At 70.1% G+C, this 15559-nt stretch carries 14 protein-coding genes; 8 read left to right on the top strand and 6 right to left on the bottom strand.

Annotated features, from left to right (window positions below; genetic code table 11):
• The first annotated feature begins 189 nt into the window (after window positions 1-189).
• The 3 genes from I596_RS16600 (at window position 190) to I596_RS16590 (ending at window position 2424) form a co-directional block, all read left to right on the top strand.
• Window positions 190-1308 carry an NAD(P)H-dependent flavin oxidoreductase gene (locus I596_RS16600; protein WP_223303859.1) on the top strand — a complete coding sequence of 373 codons (1119 nt, stop codon included), beginning with the start codon at window positions 190-192 and terminating at the stop codon, window positions 1306-1308.
• Between the two features lie 76 nt (window positions 1309-1384).
• Window positions 1385-1747 (top strand): MbcA/ParS/Xre antitoxin family protein, encoded by a 363-nt coding sequence (locus I596_RS16595; protein ID WP_425478782.1) that lies wholly within the window; start codon window positions 1385-1387, stop codon window positions 1745-1747.
• A gap of 11 nt (window positions 1748-1758) precedes the next feature.
• Window positions 1759-2424 (top strand): RES family NAD+ phosphorylase, encoded by a 666-nt coding sequence (locus tag I596_RS16590; protein ID WP_223303858.1) that lies wholly within the window; start codon window positions 1759-1761, stop codon window positions 2422-2424.
• A 46-nt stretch (window positions 2425-2470) separates the two neighbouring features.
• On the opposite strand, the gene I596_RS16585 is transcribed toward I596_RS16590, so the two are convergent.
• A complete protein-coding gene (locus I596_RS16585) occupies window positions 2471-3544 on the bottom strand; it encodes a DUF748 domain-containing protein (protein WP_067652190.1) in 1074 nt (357 codons plus the stop codon).
• Window positions 3545-3709: 165 nt separating this feature from the next.
• Complete coding sequence (locus I596_RS16580) at window positions 3710-4207, bottom strand: hypothetical protein (RefSeq protein WP_067650483.1); 498 nt, start codon at window positions 4205-4207, stop codon at window positions 3710-3712.
• 343 nt (window positions 4208-4550) lie between these two features.
• Here I596_RS16580 and I596_RS16575 point away from each other — a divergent pair, with 343 nt between their 5' ends.
• Window positions 4551-5177, top strand: a complete 627-nt coding sequence (locus tag I596_RS16575) for a DJ-1/PfpI family protein (RefSeq protein ID WP_067650480.1) — start codon at window positions 4551-4553, stop codon at window positions 5175-5177.
• A 223-nt stretch (window positions 5178-5400) separates the two neighbouring features.
• Complete coding sequence (locus I596_RS16570; protein ID WP_067650478.1) at window positions 5401-6093, top strand: helix-turn-helix transcriptional regulator; 693 nt, start codon at window positions 5401-5403, stop codon at window positions 6091-6093.
• Between the two features lie 10 nt (window positions 6094-6103).
• On the opposite strand, the gene I596_RS16565 is transcribed toward I596_RS16570, so the two are convergent.
• Complete coding sequence (locus tag I596_RS16565; RefSeq protein ID WP_067650476.1) at window positions 6104-6745, bottom strand: response regulator transcription factor; 642 nt, start codon at window positions 6743-6745, stop codon at window positions 6104-6106.
• A gap of 22 nt (window positions 6746-6767) precedes the next feature.
• The gene (locus I596_RS16560; RefSeq protein ID WP_067650474.1) at window positions 6768-7892 is read right to left on the bottom strand and encodes a sensor histidine kinase; all 1125 of its coding nucleotides are present in this window, start codon (window positions 7890-7892) and stop codon (window positions 6768-6770) included.
• Window positions 7893-8074: 182 nt separating this feature from the next.
• On the opposite strand from I596_RS16560, the gene I596_RS16555 reads away from it, so the two are divergent.
• Window positions 8075-8488: a DUF2141 domain-containing protein gene (locus tag I596_RS16555; RefSeq protein ID WP_223303857.1), complete on the top strand. Its 414-nt coding sequence runs from the start codon at window positions 8075-8077 to the stop codon at window positions 8486-8488.
• 36 nt (window positions 8489-8524) lie between these two features.
• Window positions 8525-10027, top strand: a complete 1503-nt coding sequence (locus I596_RS16550; RefSeq protein ID WP_067650472.1) for a carotenoid oxygenase family protein — start codon at window positions 8525-8527, stop codon at window positions 10025-10027.
• A 55-nt stretch (window positions 10028-10082) separates the two neighbouring features.
• Here I596_RS16550 and I596_RS16545 read toward each other — a convergent pair whose 3' ends face one another.
• Window positions 10083-12983, bottom strand: a complete 2901-nt coding sequence (locus tag I596_RS16545) for a TolB-like translocation protein (protein WP_150132223.1) — start codon at window positions 12981-12983, stop codon at window positions 10083-10085.
• Window positions 12984-13131: 148 nt separating this feature from the next.
• Here I596_RS16545 and I596_RS16540 point away from each other — a divergent pair, with 148 nt between their 5' ends.
• Window positions 13132-14916 (top strand): DUF885 domain-containing protein, encoded by a 1785-nt coding sequence (locus tag I596_RS16540; protein WP_067650468.1) that lies wholly within the window; start codon window positions 13132-13134, stop codon window positions 14914-14916.
• A 33-nt stretch (window positions 14917-14949) separates the two neighbouring features.
• Here the strand turns inward: I596_RS16540 and orn are convergent, their stop codons facing one another.
• Window positions 14950-15516, bottom strand: a complete 567-nt coding sequence (gene orn, locus I596_RS16535; RefSeq protein WP_067650466.1) for an oligoribonuclease — start codon at window positions 15514-15516, stop codon at window positions 14950-14952.
• Window positions 15517-15559: the final 43 nt, after the last annotated feature.

Genomic DNA, 15559 nt, shown 5'->3' with positions numbered 1-15559 from the left:
TTCCGCACGGGCCGCACGGCACCGGCACCGATAGCCCCGGTCTTGTCCGGTCGTCTTCGGCGTCATGCCCGCGTGTCGTGGCCGGCCCGGGCCGCGTGCCTCCCGCATGCCGGCCGATGACGCCGTATGCTGGGTCGGTGCAGCCGCAGGCGAGGTAGCGAGATGTCAGAAGACACGTCATGGCCCGACATGCGTGCGCTGAAACTGTTCGGCATCGCGTTGCCGATTCTCCAGGCACCGATGGCGGGTGCCGGCTTGTCGGCGTTGGCCGTCGCCGTGGCCGAGGCCGGCGGTCTCGGGGCGATTCCCTGCGCGGCGATCGCACTCGACCAGGCGCGTGCCGAGGTGGCCGCGTTTCGCGCGCGGACGCGTCGCCCGCTCAATCTCAATTTCTTCTGTCATGCGCTGCCGCCGGTGGATGCGGCGCGGTTGCGTGCGTGGCGCGACCGGCTGGCGCCGTACTACGCAGAGCGTGGCGTGGTGCCGCCGGAGGCGCTCGGCGACGCCGGCCGGCAGCCGTTCGATGCGGCGGCGTGCGCCTTCGTGGAGGAGGCCTGCCCGGAGGTCGTCAGCTTTCATTTCGGTTTGCCGCCGGCGGATCTCCTGGCGCGTGTGCGCGCGGCCGGCGCCAAGGTGATCGCCTCGGCCACGACGGTACGCGAAGCGCGCTGGCTGGCCGAGCGTGGCGTGGACGCGGTGATCGCGCAGGGTGCGGAAGCCGGCGGCCATCGCGGCCTGTTCCTGACCGACGACGTCACGACCCAGGTCGGCACCTTCGCCTTGCTGCCGCAAGTGGTCGATGCGGTGGACGTGCCGGTGATCGCGGCGGGCGGCATCGCCGACGGCCGTGGGGTGGCGGCCGCCTTCGTGCTCGGCGCCTCGGCGGTGCAGGTCGGCACCGCCTACCTGTTCTGCCCGGAAGCGAGCGTGACGCCGGCACATCGCGCGGCACTGCGTGCCGGCGGCGACGCCGACACGGCCCTGACCAACCTGTTCAGCGGCCGGCCCGCCCGCGGCATCGTCAATCGCCTGATGCGCGAACAGGGGCCGCTCGACCCCGGGGTGCCGCCGTTTCCGCTGGCCGGTGCCGCATTGGCGCCGCTGCGCGCGACCGATGCGGCCGGCGACTTCACCTCCTTGTGGTCCGGCCAGGCGCGGGCCCTGGCGGTCGAGCTGCCGGCCGGCGAGCTGACGCGCCGGCTGGCGGCCGACGGGCGGAGCGCGCTGGCGCGCGCTGCAGCGCCGGGGATTGAAGTCCGGCCCACTGACTCCACATGGACAGTAAATATTGAATTTCTCTCCATATGAAGCTAGATTGTGAGCCGAGGTACCCATGACGCCCGTCCGCTCCGCCCTGTCCGCTCCGCCTGACGCCGATCCCCGGATGCTTTCGGGGCCGGCCTTGCGGGCGTTCTTCCGCATCGCGGAGCTGTGGGGACTCAAGGCGGCCGAGCAGCGCGTCCTGCTCGGCAGTCCGCCCGAATCGACGTTCTTCAAATGGAAGCGCGCGCGCGAGGGTGCCTTGCCGCGCGACGTGCACGAGCGCATCAGTTACGTGCTCGGCATCTACAAGGCCTTGCAGATCCTGTTCCCGGATCCGGTCCGCGCCGATGCCTGGGTGCGCAAGCCGAACCAGGCCGAGCCGTTCGCCGGCACCAGCGCGCTGGAACGGATGCTGTCGGGCAACGTGGCCGATCTGTACGTCGTGCGCCAGTACCTGGACGCCCAGCGTGGCGGGTGGGGCTGATGGCCGCGTCCATGCCCATCGCCAACGTCCAATGGCGGCCGGCGCACCGGATCGTCTCCAGCCGCTTCCCGCCGGTCAGCCTCTGGGACCGGATTGCCGATCCGGCCGACTACGAGGCGCTGGCGGTGCTGGAGGGGCTGACCAATCCGCGCCTGCGCGAGGAACTGGGCCAGCTGGCGCAGGTGCCGGCGGCGCGTCGTGTCTCCGGGCCGGGCACGACGCCGGTGATGGCCGCCTTCACGCACGTCGATCCGGCCGGCAGCCGGTTTTCCGATGGCAGCTATGGCGTCTTCTACGCGGCACGGGCGATCGAGACCGCCATCGAGGAAACGCGTTACCACCGCGAGCGCTTCCTGGCGAGCACGCGCGAGCCGCCGATCGAGCTCACCATGCGCTGCTATGCCATGGACGTCCGCGCGCAGTTCCACGACCTGCGCGGCGGCTACCCGCAGGCACACGATCCCGACGACTACGCTGCCGGCCGGGCGCTCGGCCGGCGCCTGCGCGAGGCCGGGTCGAACGGCCTGGTCTATGACAGCGTGCGCCATGCCGGTGGGGAGTGCATCGCGGCGTTCTGGCCGGATCAGGTCGGGCCGTGCCGGCAGACGCAGCACCTGGGCTACTACTGGGACGGGCGGCGCATCTCGCACGTGGTGCGCAAGACGCTGATCGACTGACACGCCGGCCGGTGCGGCCGCGCCGTTCTGCCAGCGCCGCGCACGGTCAGTCCCCCTCGCCGCGCGATCGCGGCCGCAGATCCTCGAAGTACGGCGTCAGCGCCTCGACGAAGGCGTTGCGCAGCACGCCGACGACGGCGGCCCAGGTGCTGAGGTCGGCATCGTCGATCGACCCGCTGATCGGGATGCGCGTGCCGAACTGGTCGGCCGGGTGGTTCTTGAACACCGTCACCACGCCCTGCACGATCGCCTCCCAGGCGATGCGGAACGGGTTCTTGCCGTCCTTGCCGACGTCCTCGCGCCAACTGAAGATCTTGAGCTGCTGGAACAGCGGCTTGGCGTAGCCGGTCAGGCGTCCGTGGGCGGCTTCCAGCTCCAGGACGATCTCGCCGTTGCCCGACTCGATGTCGAGGTTGGCATAGGCCTGGGCGAGGTCGTTGATGTGCGTGAGGTCGATGCCGAGCACGCGCAGCGCCAGCTCGAACTCGTCCATGCGGCCGAACGGGTCGAAGCGTGCCTTGGCCTCCAGCGCGGCGTCGCCGAACAGGCGGCCCTGTGCCGTCAGCCCGGCGACGCGCGCACCGGCTTCGTCGCGGACATTGGTCAGGTTGTCGATCGTCGCCTCCACGGCGGTGGCGCGCAGGTCTACCGGTGGATCGGAGACGAAGTTGTGGAACACCACGGTGCCGTCGTGGATGCGGATCGCGTCGATGCGGATCGGCACCAGCGCATCCAGCCGGTCGCGCCAGTTGACGCCGGCACCGGTCTGGCTCTCGGCCGGGGTGCGCCCGTCGACGAAATGCACGGTCGGCGCCTGGAAGGCGACCTCGGCGACCACGGCGCCCTTGAGCAGGGCACGCCAGCTGACCAGGATGTCCACGTCCGGTGCGTCCAGCAGCGGCACCGGCACGCCGTCCTTGGCGATGCGCAGGCCCTGCAGGCGGTAGGCGCCGCGCCAGAGGCTGAGGTCCAGGTCCGCGACATGGCCGTGGTAGGTCCCCATCGTCGCGAGCCGGCTGTTGACCACGCTCTTGAGCACCGGCGGCAGCGCCAGCCGGGCCGCCACCAGGACCAGCACGAGGACGACCAGGGCGATGCCGCTCTTGCCGAGCCGCCTCATGACGGCCATCCGGTGGCCGGCATGCGGCTGCCGGCAGCGTGCCGACGGACCTGGGCGCGTGCGATGCGGTCGGGGGATCTGCGGATCGGGGGCATGCGGCTCTCCGGGCAGCGGCGAGCGGGCAGGGTGGCCCAGCGCGAATGGCTCCACGGTGAATCAGGCGGCTCAGCTCAACGCGGAGGTCGCCTCGAACGGCAGCTCGCGTGCGCCGGCGGCGGCCAGCGCCGCCTCGATGCGCGGCAGTTGTCCGGTGTCGACATCGACGACGACCAGGATGCGGCCGGCCTCGATCTCCGCCTCGAACTGCCGGCGGATCGGATTGGGTACCGTCGATCCGATCAGCGCCGAGCTCCAGCTGCCGACGGCCGCCCCGGCCAGGGTCAGCAGGGCGACACCGGCGACCGTGATGCCGACGGCCGGCACGGTGATCGCGGCGAGGCCCGCCAGCAGGCCCATCGCGCCGCCGCCGGCCGCACCACGCAGGGCCGCCGGCACCAGGTCGCTCTCGACGTTGATGCGGTCGTCGTGGATCTGCCGCAGCTCGATGTCCGAGCGCGCGATCAGCGAGACATCGCCATCGTCCGCGCCGGCCGATCGGGCGGCGGCGACGGCGGTCTCGGCGGCCGTCACATCGTTCACGGAAAAGACGCGTCGCTGTTTCATCGCCGTGCCCTCGCTGGGAACCGACCTTCGTTCTGCTCGTCCGTGCCTGAACCTGCGTCGAGCGGACGTCACGCCGAATAGGCAAGGATGGCCGAGGATCGGGTATTCGCACCCAGACGGCCCGTCGCTACGCTGCGTGATACCCGACCACCGGTGCCCCAGTCGCTGCCGCCAGCCCGTCCGGGCCGCGTCGGTCCCCGGCGGTCCGTTCGCCTGCTGACACCCCGTTGTCAGCAGGCCCTCCCTATCGTCGTACCCAACACGTCGCGCCGACGGCCCTGCGGCCGCCGGCGCTCCGGCGTCCGGCCGGCGATGCCATTCCACCCCGCTCGAGGAAACCCCCATGCGCAACATCGTCTATTTCTTCGTTTTCGACGGCTTCGCCGATTGGGGAGCCGCCCTGGCGCTGTGCGAGATCCGTCGTCCCGGCGACTACCGGGTGCGCACGGTCGGCCTGCGCCGCGCGCCCGTGCAGTCCATGGGTGGACTGACGGTGATGCCGGACCTCACGGTCGATGAGGTCGACAGCCGCCACGGCGCCCTCCTGATCCTCCCCGGCGGCACCGCCTGGGAGCGCGGCGAGAACGGCGCGCTGGTCGCGGCACTGCCGCAGTGGCTGGCGAAGGGCATGGCGATCGGCGCGCTCTGCGCCGGCGTGCTGGCGCTGGCGCGTGCCGGCCTGCTCGAACGGCGCTGGCACACCGCCAACTACCCCGGCTACATCGAGACCTTCGAGCCCGGCTATGCCGGGTCCGCACAGTTCGATGCCAGTGCGCTGGCGGTCGGCGACGCCAACCTCATCACCGCCAGTGCCTTCGGCGGCGTCGAGTTCGCCCGCGAGGTGATCCGCCTGCTCGACCTGTACGACGCGCGCGACAGCGAGGCCTGGTACCGCCTGTACAAGTACGGCGATCCGCCGTCGTGGCTGGTGGCCGAGACGGCGCCTGCCGAGGCGCTGATCGAGCGCTGACGGCGTCGAGCGCTGCCCGCCGGCTGCTCGCCGGCGGGCAGCCGCTGCGCCGTTCCGTCCTTCGCCCGTTGCGGCCTCCCATGCCCCCGCTGCTGCGCTCCGATCCCGCTGCGGTTTCCCCGGGCCACCGGCCGGGCCGCGCTGCCGTGTCGCCCGGCGGCCCGTCCACGAAACGGTGCTGCGGTTCTTTGCCAGCCGGCCGGCCAGCGGCGATCATCGGCGGATGCGCCGCGCCGACCGTCTCTTTCTCATCATCCACGCCTTGCGCGGCCGCCGCACCGCCCTGCCGGCGCGGCGACTGGCCGAGACGCTGGAAGTCTCGCTGCGTACCGTCTACCGCGACGTGGCCGACCTGCAGGCCTCGGGTGTGCCGATCGAGGGCGAGGCCGGCATCGGCTACGTGCTGCGCAAGGGGTCGGACATTCCCCCGCTGATGTTCACCGCCGAGGAAATCGAGGCGCTGGTGGTCGGCACTCGGTTCGTACGCGCGTTCGCCGGCGGCCGGCTCAATGCCGGCGCACAGGCGGCACTGCTGAAGATCGAGGCGGTGCTGCCGCCGGAGCTGCGCGAGCGCGCGATGCGCTCACGCATCTATGCGCCGGCCTATGCCTCCAAGAACGGCCTGATCGACCGCCTGCACGAGGCCATCGCGGCACAGCAGGTGCTGCGGCTGGACTACCGCGACGAGGCCGGCCGCGCGAGCCTGCGCGAGGTGGAGCCGCTGTGCCTGGCCTGCTGGGGCGGTGTCTGGACGCTCGGCACCTGGTGCCGGCTGCGCGCCGACTTCCGCAACTTCCGGCCGGACCGCATCGCCACGTTCGAGGCCACCGGCGAGGTCTTTCCGGACACGCCCGAGCGCGGTATCGGTGCCTACCTGCGTACCGCGGGCATCGATCCGGCGGCGATCGAGGGGTGACCGGCGGGACTCAGATCACCCGCAGCGTGATCGCCTTGAGCACGGCGCGCGTGCGGTCGCGCGTCTCGAGCTTGTCGAGGATGTCCGAGACGTAGTTCTTGACGGTGCCTTCGGCGAGGAACAAGGAGCGTGCGATCTCCTTGTTCGAGTAGCCGCCGGCCAGCAGGCGCAGGATCGAGACTTCCCGCTCGGTGAAGTGCGTCTTCGGCGCCGCCTGCTCGCGGTAGGCATAGCGTGCGCGGACCGGTTCGGTCGCCACCGGCTGCAGCAGCGACTCGCCGCGGGCGACCGCGCGGATCGCCTCGACCAGGTCCTCGGGTGCGGCGTCCTTGAGCAGGAAGCCCTGGGCGCCGGCCTCGACCGCCTCGAGCAGGAGGGCGCTGTCGTCGAACGTGGTCAGCAGGATCACCGGCGTGCGGTCGCCGCGTGCGCGCAAGGCGCGCAGCGCGTCCGGTCCGGACAATCCCGGCATGCGGATGTCCGACAGCACGACGTCGACCGGCGTCGTCGCCAGCGCTTCGAGCAGGGCGTTGCCGTCGGCCGCCTCGACCACGACGGCGACGCCGCCGAGGCTTTCCAGCAGCGACTTCAGTCCCGCCCGCACCAGGGCCTGGTCGTCGGCGAGCGCGATGCGCAGGACGGGCTCGGTCATCGGGGTGCTCCACAGGACCCGGTCATGTCAGCGGCACCCGCGCGGTGACGCGGAAGCCGCGCTCGGCGTCGATGGCGAGCGTACCGCCGACCGCAGCCAGTCGTTCGCGCATGCCGGCCAGGCCGTGGCCGATGCGCAGCGTGCGTGCGCCGCGGCCATCGTCGCATACGGTGAGCACCAGGCTGCGCCCGTCGCGCGCCAGCCGCAGCCATACCTGGCCGGCACCGGAGTGGCGCACGGCATTGGTCAGGGCCTCCTGCGCCACGCGCAGCAAGGCCTGCGCCTGGCCGATGTCGTCGACACGCGCATCCTCGGCCAGGTCCAGGTGGACTGCCGGCCGCGGGATCGGCACGGCCAGCTGCGTGATCGCCTGGCGCAGGTCCAGGCCGTCGGCCTGGCGCAGCTGGCCGACCACGCCGCGGATGTCGCCGAGCAGGCTGTCGGCCAGCGTCGCGGCCGTCGTCACCGCCGGCGGCGCACCGGCGGGATCGCGTGCCAGCAGGGCCAGCTGCAGCTTGAGTGCCGTCAGCGTGTGGCCGGCGACGTCGTGCAGCTCACGCGCCAATCGCAGGCGCTCGCGGTCGCGTGCGCTTTCCTCCAGCAGCGAATGGGTCGCCAGCAGGTGCGCGTTGACCTGGGCCAGTTCGGCGCGCGCGGTCTCCGCTTGGTGCGCATACAGCGCGGTGGCCGCGGCGAAGATCTGGAAGCCCATGTGGATCACGGTCAACAGCAGGGGTGTGGAGTTTCCCCACAGCCGGCTCAGGATCAGGTAGAGCGCGATGTTGGCCAGCACCAGTACGGTGATCCAGGCCGGTCGCGACATCAATGCCGGCAGTTGCGCCGCCGCGATGACCAGCAGCACCGCCGCGAGGACCTCGCGCGTGACCATGCAGGTCAGCAGCGCGATCAGCACCTGCGTCAGGACCAGCACGCGCTGCCAGGAGGCCGGCGGCGTCGACTCCTCGACCAGGATGCTGACGAGCAGGCATGCACCGAAGCTGGCCAGCAGCACCGCAAGCGCCGGGTCCAGTGCGTCGGACGAATAGCGCAGGACGCCCGCGAAGATCGCTGCCCAGGTGATGAGGCCCGCCAGGGCGAGCGGCTCGACCAGGCGGCGCAGCGCGGGGAGTACGGAAGCGGGACGCATCGGGGGCGTGGAGGCGGGCGGGCCGCCAGCATCGCGTGTGCGCCGCCCGCGCTCAAGTCGTCCGGCAGCGAAGGTGACTTCCGGCAGGTCGCGAAGGTGACGCCCGGCATCTGCCCGCGACGGCGGCCGATGCACAGACTGGTCCCGTACAGACCGCCCCTTCCTTCGCCCCGGAGCCTGCCATGATCGTCCGCCCCGCGCTTCTCGCCCTGATGCTGGCCGCAGGCAGCGCCGCTGCCGCCGACCTGACCGTGACCGTCAGCGACATCCGCGTCCAGACCGGCCAGTTGAAGATCGCCGTCATCGGCTCGGCCGAGGGGTGGGACGGCAAGGCCAAGCCCGCCGCCGTCGATGCCGCCCCGGCCGCCGGCACGCAGGCCACCTTCCGCTTCGCCGACCTGCCGCCGGGAGCCTATGCGGTGCAGGTCATGCACGACGAGAACGACAACGGCAAGCTCGACACCAACTTCGTCGGCATGCCGATCGAGGGCTACGGCTTCAGCAACAACCCGCCGGTGATGCGCAAGCCGACCTGGGACGAGGCCCGGTTCGAGCTCGCCGCCGACGGCGCCACGCTCGTCGTGCACCTGCGCTGATTGCCCTCCGCCCTGTCCTTGCCTGCGAGGTCCGCCATGAACCGCCGCCGTTTCCTTCGTGACCTGCTGTCCGGCGCTGCCGCGCTGGCCTGCACACCGGCACTGCTGCACGCCGCCACCGGCAGCGACGGCAGTGCCCGCTTCGCGGCCGGGCTGCGCCAGCGTCCGTGGCTGGCCGGCTGGAAGAGCGTCGACAGCGAGTCCCTGGGGCCGACCGCGGCCACGCTGCAGGGCCGGCTGCCCAAGGGGCTGGCCGGCACGCTGTACCGCAACGGTCCGGCCTGGTTCGAGCGCGACGGCTTCCGCTATTCGCACTGGTTCGACGGCGACGGCATGGTGCATGCCTGGCGCCTCGGCGACGGGGCGGTCAGCCATCGTGCGCGCATGGTCGCCACGCCGAAGTTCACGCGCGAGCAGGCCGCCGGGCGCTTCCTCTATCCGGCCGTCGGCACCACGATCCCGAATGCGCTGGCGGTCCGCAACAACGACGATGCCAACGTCGCCAATACCTCGGTCATGGTCGTGGACGGCCGCCTGTTCGCGCTCTGGGAAGGAGGCTCGGCCTTCGAGCTGGACCCCGATTCCCTGGTCACGCGCGGGCCGACGACCTGGCGCGAGGACCTGGCACTGGCACCGTTCTCGGCACATCCGCTGCGCGAGCGCGACGGCACGCTCTGGAACTTCGGCTCGATCTCCCTGCTCGGCGGCTCCGGCCTGCTGGTCTGGCGCATCGGCAAGGACGGCAGGCTGATGAGCGCCACGCAACTGGCGGTCGAGCAGAGCGCCTACCTGCACAGCTTCGCGATGACCGACCGTCATCTGGTTTTCGTGCTTATGCCATTCCGGCGGACCGAGGGCGGCGCGTTCTTCGAGAGCCTGCGCTTCGCGCCGGACCTGCCGTGCAAGGTGGCGGTGGTGCCCAAGTCCGCGCCCGACACGGCGCAGTGGTTCGAGGTCGACTTCGCCGCGATCTATCACTTCGGCGATGCCTTCGAGCGCGACGGCCGGATCCAGGTGCGTGCGGTGCGTCACACCGACCCGGTCGGCGCCGGCTCGCCGATGGCCGGGGCGATGCGCGGCGAACAGGAACAAGCACCGACCTCCGGCCACCTGCGCACGCTGCACCTGGACCTGCGCAGCGGACGCGCACGCTGGGAACTGCACGCCAAGCACGTCATGGAGTTCCCGCTGTTCGACACGCGCACGCGCGGCGATCGCCCCGCCATTCTCTATGCGCCGACCGAAGTCAATCCGGCGGTGCCGTACTTCAACGCGGTGATGGCCTTCGACCCGGAACGCGATCGCCGCATGGTCCACCGCTACGGCGATCACGTCCTGGCCGAGGAGCACGTCTTCGTGCCGCGTCCCGGCAGCCGCCGTCCCGGCCAGGGCTGGCTGCTCGGCACCCTGCTGGACAGCGCCCGCGGCCGCTCCGGCATCGCGGTGCTCGATGCCGAGCACGTCGAGGACGGCCCGCTGGCCGAGGCATGGCTGCCGTACACGTTCCCGCTCGGGTTCCACGGGACGTTTGCGGGCTGAAAACAGTCGCCGTCGCCGGGAAGCGGCGGAGCCGAAGGCGCCGGGGCGTCGGCGATCAGTCCCGTGGCATGCGAGACCGCGCCCGGCCCCTTCGTCCGATGGCGGTCCATCCGGCGGCTGCGAATGCAGCGAGCAGGATCAACCGGAATGCATCCGACAGCGCCGGAACGGACTGCGGGCTCGGAGCAGGCGCATCACCGCGCAGGGCGATGCTGTACATGCGCAATCGCCGCGGATCTCCCTGGATGAAGGTGGTGTCGGTCCAGTTGACCACCAGGGTGGAGCCGTCCTCGGAAAGATCGAAGCTCGGCGGGTAGTAGTCAGGCCCTCCATTCAGTGTGGCAGTCGCGTTGATCATCCGCCCGGTCCAGCGATCCTTGACGTAGACGCCGCCCGCTGGCTGTGGCGTGTCGAGCAGATTGGTCGCGCGGGTCGCGAATGCGAGATAACGCCCATCGGCGCTGATGCGAACCTGCTCGGTATAGCTGTCGGGGTGCTGGCCCTGCGCACCGATGGATGCCAGCTCGACGCTGCCGTCGGAAAGATCCATCAGATAGGCGTTTCGCATCGGCAGATCGCCCCCGCCGACCACCAGTTCCTGACCGTGTGCCGTGAACACGAGATAGCGATTGTCTCGCGTCAACTGCAGGTCGTAGGGCTGGATGTGCGTGGAGAATTCACCGCCACCGGCGGGAAACGTCAGCCTGCGCGTGTGCTGCATGCGCCGGTCTCGCAGAAAGATGTTGACGAAGCCGGCCGGATTGTCGTCCGTGAGTTCGCTCGCTGCCGAGACGAAGGCGACGAAGCGTCCATCCGTCGACGCGGTGGCTTCCCACAAGTAGCCTTCGATGGGACGCCCATCCAGCGTTATCGAGATCAGTTCGATTGCACCCGTTACCCAGTTCCGGACGTACAGGTTTTCTCCCGATGTCGTTCCGCCGCCGATCAGATCGGTCCGGCCTTTCAGAAGCACCTCGTTCGTGAGGAAATTGGCGTCCAGCGCCGAGGTACTCAACTCTGGGGCTGCTCCATCAGCTCTGCGTGCGATGAGATGCGTCGTAGCCTCGTGCACGTCGCGCAGATAGGCAAATGCTCGGCCGAAATCGAAGATCGTCCAATCGGTTTCGGGCGTCAGCGGCGCGTTCGAAACGAAGACGACGTATCGACCGTCGTGCGAGGCCTTGAGACCCCAGCCGTGATAGGGGTGATACTGTCCCTGGTCGTCCAGGTCCAGCATGTCGACCCGGCCGGTATGGCGGTCGCGCAGGTAGGCGTGTCTCGGCGGATCGCTCAGTGGCTCCTCACCGGGGCCTTCACGCAGGCCCGCATGGTTGCAGGTGACGATGAGGTATCGGCCATTCGGCGAGACCCCTCCTGTCCAGCAGAAGCCCATGACGATCTGGCCGTCCGACCCGTACGACTCCAGCACCGGAGCGCCGACTTCCAGCGCAGACGTGTCGGATGCCGCCGTCATGACGGCCAGTCCCAGAAGTGCGGCCGAACGGCGTGATGCACCACTTCCGCGCGAACGCGGCGACCGGCCGTCACGTCGTATCGCCACAGCGCCGATCCAGGTCAACAGGCCCGCCAGCACCAACCAGGCGGGGCGCGCCGTGGATGGAACCGCAATCGGATCGGCGGGCACAGGATCGCCCCGAAGCGTGGCCGAGTACATCTGCTGCCGGCGCGGATCGCCTTGCGGGTATGCGCTGTCGATCCACGTGAAGGCCAGCGTCGAGCCATCGGCCGACAGGTCGAGGTCCGGCAGGCCGGACTCGGGCATCTCACCCAGCGATGCCGATGCGTCCACCAGTGCGCCGGTGAGGCGGTCCTTGACGTACACGCCCGGTCGTTGCGGCGTGTCGAGCAGGTTGGTCGCGCGCGTCGCGAACGCGAGATAGCGACCATCCGCGCTGATGCGTCCGCTGGCGCTGGCGCCATCGGGACGCTGTCCACGCGAGCCGGTCGAAGCCAGCCTCACGGAGCCGTCGGTCAGGTCCATCAGGTACACGTTCGAGTACGGCAACGCTTCCCCATCCTCGACCAGTTCGCGGTTGGAGCTGGTGAACACCAGATAGCGGCCATCGGCAGTCAGCTGCAGCGACCCGTCCGTCGAAAGCGGTGTCTCGAACTCGCCGCCGCCCGCCGGAAAGCTCAAGCGCCGCGTGGTTCGTGCCTGCCGGTCACGGATGAAGAGATTCGGCAAGCCTCGTGGATTGTCATCGGTGAGGTCGTCGGCGCTCGACGTGAAGACGACGTATCGCCCGTCGGCGGACAGCACACCGGGCCCTCCGTGGCTCGGAGCGCCGTTCATCGCAACGGTGACGCGTTCCACGGCGCCGGTTCGCCAATTGCGTACGAACAGACTGCCCCCGTACGGCGTGAACTCGCCGGTGAGGAGATCGGTCTGGCCGGACAGTAGGACTTCGCCGCGCTCGAAATCGGGCAGGCCGCTCTGCCACATCGCGTACTCCGGAATGCTGCCGTCGGCCATCCGGGCGATCAGCTCGGTGGTGCCGCCGAGCGTATCGCGCAGGTAGACGTATGAGCGTCCGGGCGAAATCGCCGGCCAATCGAACTCCGGGATCAGCGGCGCTCTCGACTCGAAGACCACGTAGCGGCCATCCGCCGATACCAATCCGTAGCGTGCGCTTTGCGCGTAATAGCGCCCCTGGTCGTCGACGTCGGCGATCTCGATGCGCCCCGTGAGGCGATCGCGAGCGAATACGTGGGTTGCCGGGCCGCTCTGCGGCACGTCTGGCTCATTCTGCAGGAGCTCGGGTTGATTGCAGGCGAACACCAGATGGCGGCCGGTGACTGACAGCCGCGTGCTGCCGCAGAAGCCGAGTACGGGCTGGCCGTTCGAATCGACCGATTCGGCGACCAGGGGCCGACGCCCAGCGCAAGTGCGGGCGCCGGCACGAGCGTGGTCATCAGGGCGATCCCTGCGCGCCATGTGCTTCTCATGAGATTCGTTCCCCCCGTCCCGGGACTCGGGTGCCGGGGCGATTTATACCAGCAGCCATGTCCCATCGTGTCGGCCGGCTGCGGCAGACGGTCCATTCGGTGCGATGATCGCGACTTTGGATTCGTCGGGATTCGCAATGCCACGTCTGATCATCTGGCTTTCGTTCTGTTCCTTGCTGGCTGGCGCCTTCGGCACGGCGCCGGCCCTGGCCAACGAGACCGACGAGGCGTTCCGTGCGATCACCGCGCGGGAATGGACCTGGCGCAACGCCGAGTTCTCCGGCGACGAGGACGGCGAGGACACGACGGCGCGCCGCCGCCTGCCGTCGGTCGATCCGGCGACGCACAAGGCGCGGCTCAAGGTCTGGGAGGGCGTCCTGGCCGAGCTCGACGCGCTGGACCCGGAAGCGCTGTCGGACGAGGAGAAGATCAACTACGCGGTCTATCGGCCGCAGGTGGAGAACCTGGCGGCGTCGGTGCGGTTCCGCGACTACGAGATGCCGTTCAACAGCGACTCGTCGTTCTGGTCGGACCTGGGATTCATGACGCGACGGCCGATGCGGACCGCGGCCGACTACCGCGGCTACCTGGCCCAGCTCGACGACGTGCCGCGCTATTTCGACGAGCAGATCGCCAACATGCGCCGCGGCCTCAAGCGCGGCTTCAGCGTGCCGCGCGCGGTCCTGGACGGGCGCGACGTGTCGATCGCCGCGGTGGCGGAACTGAAGGACCCGACCGAAAGCACGTTCTACCAGCCGTTCCGCGTGCTGCCGGCCTCGATCCCGGCGGACGAACAGGCGGCCTTGCGGCGCGAGGCGGCCGAGACGCTCGGCCGGCACGTGATACCGGCCTATGCCCGGCTCCTGAAGTTCTTCCGTGGCGAGTACCTGTCCAAGGCGCGCACGACGCTGGCGGCCGAGGCGATGCCGGACGGCCGGCGCTGGTACCGCCAGCAGATCCGCGAGTACACCACGCTGGACCTGGATCCGGAGGCGATCCACGCGATCGGCCTGGCCGAGGTCGAGCGGATCGAGGGCCAGATGCGCCAGACGATGCGCGACGCCAGGTTCGAGGGGAGCTTCCCCGAGTTCCTGGCCTTCCTGCGCAGCGATCCGCAGTTCTATGCCAAGACGCCGGAAGAACTCCTGATGCGCGCGGCGTGGATCGCCAAGCGCGTGGACGGCCAGCTGGGGCGGTTCTTCGGGCTGTTGCCGCGCGGGCGCTTCACGATCGTCCCGGTGCCGGCCGACATCGCGCCGTTCTGGACGGCGGGCCGGGGCGGCGCCACCACGTACTGGGTCAATACCTACGACCTGCCGTCGCGTCCGCTCTACAACCTGCCGGCGCTGACGCTGCACGAATCGGCGCCCGGCCACTCGCTGCAGGGCGCGCTGGCCAACGAGCAGACCGGCCAGCCGGAGTTCCGGCGCAAGAACTACATCTCGGCCTACGGCGAAGGCTGGGCGCTCTACACCGAGAAGCTCGGGCAGGAGATGGGCATCTACGAGACGCCGTACGAGGAATTCGGCCGGCAGACCTATGAGATGTGGCGTGCGGCGCGGCTGGTGATCGATACCGGCGTCCACCACAAGGGCTGGAGCCGCGAGCAGGCCCTGGCCTACCTGCGCGACCGCACGGCGCTCAGCGAGCACGAGGTCACGACCGAGGTGGACCGCTACATTTCCTGGCCGGCGCAGGCGCTCAGCTACAAGCTCGGCGAGATCCGCATCGTCGAGCTGCGTGCCGAGGCCGAGCGGACCCTGGGCACGCACTTCGACATCCGCGCGTTCCACGACGCGGTGCTGGCGCTCGGCTCGGTGCCGCTGCCGGTGCTCGAGCGCGAAGTACGCCGCTTCATCGCCGCGGCGAAGGACAAGGCGGACGGCAAGGACGAGGAAAAGGTGGACGTGGCGTCCGGCTGATGCGCCCGGGAGGGCCGGGCAGGCGCTGCCGCGTCAGCCCAGGCCCGCGAGCGGCCCCATGAAGCGCCGGTAGTAGACCAGTTCGTCGATCGAGTCGCGCACGTCGCTGAGCGCGGTATGGGCCGCTTCCTTGACGAAGCCGCGCCCGATCTCCGGCGCCCAGCGCCGCGCCAGCTCCTTGACGGTGGAGACGTCCAGGTTGCGGTAGTGGAAGAACCGCTCCAGGCGCGGCATCAGGCGATGCAGGAAGCGCCGGTCCTGGCAGATGGAATTGCCGCACATCGGCGACTTGCCGGCCGGGACCCAGTGGGCGAGGAATTCGACCGTCAGGGCCTCGGCGGTGGCCAGGTCGATGTCCGATTCGATCACGCGCTGCCACAGGCCCGAGCGGGCGTGCTGCGTGCGGTTCCAGTCGTCCATCGCCTCCAGGCGTTCGAGCGGATGCCGCAGCGCGAAGGCCGGCCCTTCGGCCAGGACCGTCAGGTGCTTGTCGGTGACGATCGTGGCGATCTCGAGGATCGAGTCGCTGTCGGTGTCGAGCCCGGTCATCTCCAGGTCGATCCAGACCAGATTGTCCTCGTGCGCCTGCGCCACCGTCATCGTCTCTCGTCCGCCGGTCCGAAGCGCCTATTCTGCCTGCTGC

Origin of the sequence: Dokdonella koreensis DS-123, assembly GCF_001632775.1 — a bacterium.
Classification (GTDB): domain Bacteria; phylum Pseudomonadota; class Gammaproteobacteria; order Xanthomonadales; family Rhodanobacteraceae; genus Dokdonella; species Dokdonella koreensis.
The sequence above is the reverse complement of the archived record's forward strand: the minus strand, read 5'-3'. Positions and strand labels throughout refer to the sequence as shown.